Below are 4512 nucleotides of genomic sequence, written 5' to 3' on the forward strand. Positions count from 1 at the left end.
GCAGGCTTGGTTTGCGCCTATAGCACTGAGCTTCAAAGCGGATTAATTTTGGGTTTTTAGGTCAAAAACCCTGTCAAGTACTTTTTTGTTTTTTTTCAGGCTGAATAGTTACAAGGGAACTAACATAACATGCAAAACCCCAAACATATTCTGCTACCAAACCAAGATGGTCTCTATCTTAATGAAAAAGAAATACCATTTGAGGATGTACTTAAATGGCCGGTCATCACGGAAAATAAGTTTGAGAATTGGGAGCAGAGTTTTAAGACATCAAGTATTGTTAGTCCCTGTTTAATATTAGGCACAGATAGCACATCGGCTATCGGTTGGATGATGGCACGTCGTCAATATCCGACAGCGAGGGGGTTATGCTTTGAGTCTCAACAAGCGCATTGGCGTGACGTTGATAGCCTTGATATCTGGACACCGCAACCTGAGCAGCTCGATGCTGAACAAAGTGATCTTATAGCAGAATCAGACAACACGCCTGATTATTTACCTATCAATAATCTTAAATCAACACCTATTTCTGAACCAAACGCCCATAAGAGAAACGCAACACACAAGCCTGATCTTGATAAGTCAGTTAAGCATAACACGGATAACCCTGCAACATCTTATGCGACAATGAAAGATGGCAACTTACTGTATCAAATTTATCAAAAAAGTAGCTGGGGCAATCAAGCACACCAAGTTTCTACGATGATGATGGAGATAGCTGACAGAAGTGAGCGCAATCCAAGTTTAATAAAAAGAGCGAGAGAACACGCGCAGCTAGGCGAACATGTTTTTAAGCTATCTGAACAAGCCAAGCAACTATTTCGCACTGAATACACTAAAAATCAAGACCGAGAACAAGCGACAGAAGCCGTTTTAGCATGGCTCGCCTTACAGAAACAAGGTAGAAACAAAACCGTAATTAAATCAATCAAGTATTTATTAAAAAAAGCACACGACTTTATTAATAGTAAAAAGAGAAAATTGCGCGCCAAACCTAAAACTAGTCAACTGCAGCCCCTTACGCTGAATAATGGCATCCATCCAAATAGTCTTCGCCACCTTAATCCATCACGACAGTGGACGGTTGTTATCGATGAAACCGGCTCAAATTTTAATGAACAAGCCCAACTATTATCGCTTAACGATAAAACCCTTGGACGAGTCGTATCGCTTGCCATCCCGCAACGCGCGCTAAACAACCTACCCCCCCTCAAAGCCCAATACCATGCCACAGAAGCCAGTGATGAAGAAAACGATGCGGTGGCTGACTCACTATTAAAATCCGGAGCGGGTATATTCGGCTTTACCGTTAAAGACCAAGGTTTAACGCAACGCCAACGATGGTTTGATGCCATTGAACACTTAACCTATTGGACCTTGCTTTTACTACCAATACAGCCGGATGATGAAACACAAGTAAAAATAATGATCGAACAGCTCGACTACGGCACAGGAAGCGGTTTATTGATGCTGATTCAAGAAAATATCGTGAGTCGACTCAAAACGCTCAATTCAGAACGATTTGCTAAACTTCATATTTCAATGGCATTCATACCCAAGGATGGCAGTCAATACAACGGCTATGTCGATACTATTGCACACACTTGGGGAAGCCAAGCGCGTGAAACAAAAAAACGTCTGCAAAAAACACAATGGCCTATTCATTGCCTCATGCACCCAAACCAAACACAAATCGAGCGTCTATTTTTAGCGCTTAATGCACATAGCCCTTTAGAGCCAAGTGACTGGTATGCTATTTGTGAAGCTACCGCCTCAGAGCCTAAAAACAGTCTACTGCGTAACGAGCTTACAAAACTAACAGCGCTAGTAAAACAAGACATTAATCAATGGCAAATGTATCTCCAGTATATCCAAGAGCGACTAAATACAAAACAATTTAAGCTCAGCGTACTAGCCGCCGCACTTGATTGGCTGGATAGCGCTCGGCCTGAAACCCAAACACTTCCATCCATGGTTCTGCTATATCTGCACTCAGCACGCCTAGCCGAAAAAAATCATCAGGGTTATGTTGATACGACGTTAATTAGCCAGATCATCCAGCTAAGCGACCAATTGCGTGATGAATCTGCAAGTGAAGCCTGTCAGGCCGTGTTACGTATTGCAACCGCCACCACCAATAACTATGAATTCGACATAGCGCAACCCCACCTTCAAAAATGGCTGGACTATGATGTGGCGATTCCTGGGCTACTAAATCACGCTAAACTGCACTCTGCGCTGGGACAGCTATACGCGTTTCAAGGCATGGGCGATGTAGCTATCAATCATTTTGAGCATGCCATTGAACACTTCACCAAACTCTCAAATACACAAGCCGCTCAACGCGATATAAATCAAACAATGACCTATAAACTCATTGCTCAAATGGATAATGTTGCATGGCAAACTGATTTTCAAACGTGGCTTACGCAACAAAAAACAGCAAAACAATTTGCACGTTCTGGCTATGCAGACCGTTATAGTCACCATTTATTTTTGCGAGGACTGCTTCACGATACTGAACAATATAAACCTCTAATAGACGATTATCTGAGCCTTACACCTGATTGGCAAATCGAAGAAGATTACCCATGGCCATGGATTAACACCTACCGTGGCTGGTTACTATCGATCACAGGCGACAAACAAGGTGCACAGTTCTATTTTCAACAAGCCATCGAATCTTGCTTTAGCCGGCAAGAAGCGAGCACGCTAAACTGGATTGGGTTAGTCATCAGCGTAGTGAGCAGTAAATTAGGCGTTAACATTGATGCACACGAAAAACAGCAAGCTAGGCTTCATGCTATTGAAAAAACACTGCCATCAGCGCCCATCAATGCCATCAGCGAATGGATAAATGATACTTGCGAACCTACACATGATGAAATACTCAGCCAGCTTAAAATATTGGTACCGTTTAACTTTCATTAAATATTAACAGGCCGCAGGCTGCAGTTTAAATGCCACATGACGACAATACTGAATGATAAGGCTACCGCGATGAGCATTATAAAACCGATTAACTATGTTGTCATTGCTTCGGGTCACAACCTACCTAGCCTTGTTCCACTGCTTGATTACCGACCACAAAGGGTAACCTTGATTGTGAGCGACTTTATCAAGCAACAAACAAGGGAGCGAATCGAGGCACTCATTGCTAAACATTTGCCACAAACGCAATGGGTGATGCTGGATCTAAAAAAACGCTCAGGGGATGCCATTAGCGACATTACAGACTGGATTAACCAAGACTTTGTACCAGAATATCAATCCAATGCGACAACCTATGATTGGATTTTAAATGTAACCGGTGGCACTAAACTTTTGGCCTTGCTGCTAGAAACCGCTGTTGACTGGCAAGAAGTCCACTATAAAAGCCTCACCTCACCCCTTGTCCAGCGCTGGACATACCATAACAAACAACGCCAAATACTCTCTGAAAAAGTTATAAACCACATAGATACGCTAGATGCACTGTCGCTCTACACGGATTACACCCTAACCGAAAACAATCGTATTGAAGACTCACCCAATGCGATTAACATCGCTGAAAAAATTTGGCAACATTATGAACAGCCCGCCGACAACATCCATCAGGCCTTGTCTGTCGTGTTGCAAAAAGAATGGTCAAACTCAGCACATAAAACCAAAGAGCTTCGCCTTGAGATAGATTTGTTCAAAAACTACCCTGAAGAGGAAGTGCTAAACTGGTTTTCGCAACTAGCTGATTTAATACCTGACTCAGATATTTGTCGATTAGAAAATAAAACCCTCATCCTGCCTGGAAATAAGCTGGGATCAAGCAAACATGATAAGTTAAGAAAAGATTGGAAAAAATGGATCAGTGGCATTTGGTTAGAAACGCTGATTCATTATTGGTTTGAGCAACAGGGCATTCAAGTTGCACGAAATGTAAAAATAAAAGATCAAAATCGTGAGCTTGACTTTGTTCTGCTTTATCAACATAACCTGCACGTCATCGAAGTAAAAAACGCACCGCCACACAACAAAGACATGAGTGACATTATCCGACAAATCAAGTCCGTAACAGAGATCGGAATGTTAAAAAACTACCTTTTTATCAGCCCTTACTTTGAAAAAGTAAATCAAGACAACTTGCAGAAGATTGACGACTTTAAAATGAACTGCAAACTAAATCAGATAGCGCTTATCGCCAGCAAACAACAACTCATTCAGAAATTTCAGAAAAACTAATCATCCTTCCTTCAGCAAGCGTTATAAATCAGGTCAATTTTTTACAGGCTGGCTTGATTTTGTAAACCCATCCAACCTTTTTTGAGCACTAATAAACTCACACCATTCACCAGAGAACAGCACTACAACTAAATCTTTATTTTCGGGGCATTGGTTCAAATTTTGATATTGGCCGCAATGAGCGTGTTGGGTTTGTCTTAACCCCCTATTTGCGGGGCATTGGTTCAAATCTAAGCGAGCGTATTTCTTTCATGGCAACAGGTCTTAATCCCCTATTTGCGGGGCATTGGTTCAAAT

Annotated in this window: 2 protein-coding genes; both read left to right on the forward strand. The window is 41.9% G+C overall.

Features of this window, described 5'->3' with window-relative positions; genetic code table 11:
* The first annotated feature begins 129 nt into the window (after positions 1-129).
* Positions 130-2931: a hypothetical protein gene (locus NA59_RS14065; RefSeq protein ID WP_044414382.1), complete on the forward strand. Its 2802-nt coding sequence runs from the start codon at positions 130-132 to the stop codon at positions 2929-2931.
* Between the two features lie 69 nt (positions 2932-3000).
* Positions 3001-4215, forward strand: coding sequence for a PDDEXK family nuclease (locus tag NA59_RS14070; RefSeq protein ID WP_044414385.1), 1215 nt, complete (start codon positions 3001-3003; stop codon positions 4213-4215).
* The last annotated feature ends 297 nt before the right edge of the window (positions 4216-4512 follow it).

Source organism: Thiomicrospira microaerophila (genome assembly GCF_000934765.1).
Classification (GTDB): Bacteria; Pseudomonadota; Gammaproteobacteria; order Thiomicrospirales; family Thiomicrospiraceae; genus Thiomicrospira; species Thiomicrospira microaerophila.

Coding starts and splice junctions, on each gene's coding strand:
- NA59_RS14065 (WP_044414382.1), top strand. CDS start 130: ATGCAAAACCCCAAACATATTCTGCTACCAAACCAAGATGGTCTCTAT.
- NA59_RS14070 (WP_044414385.1), top strand. CDS start 3,001: ATGAGCATTATAAAACCGATTAACTATGTTGTCATTGCTTCGGGTCAC.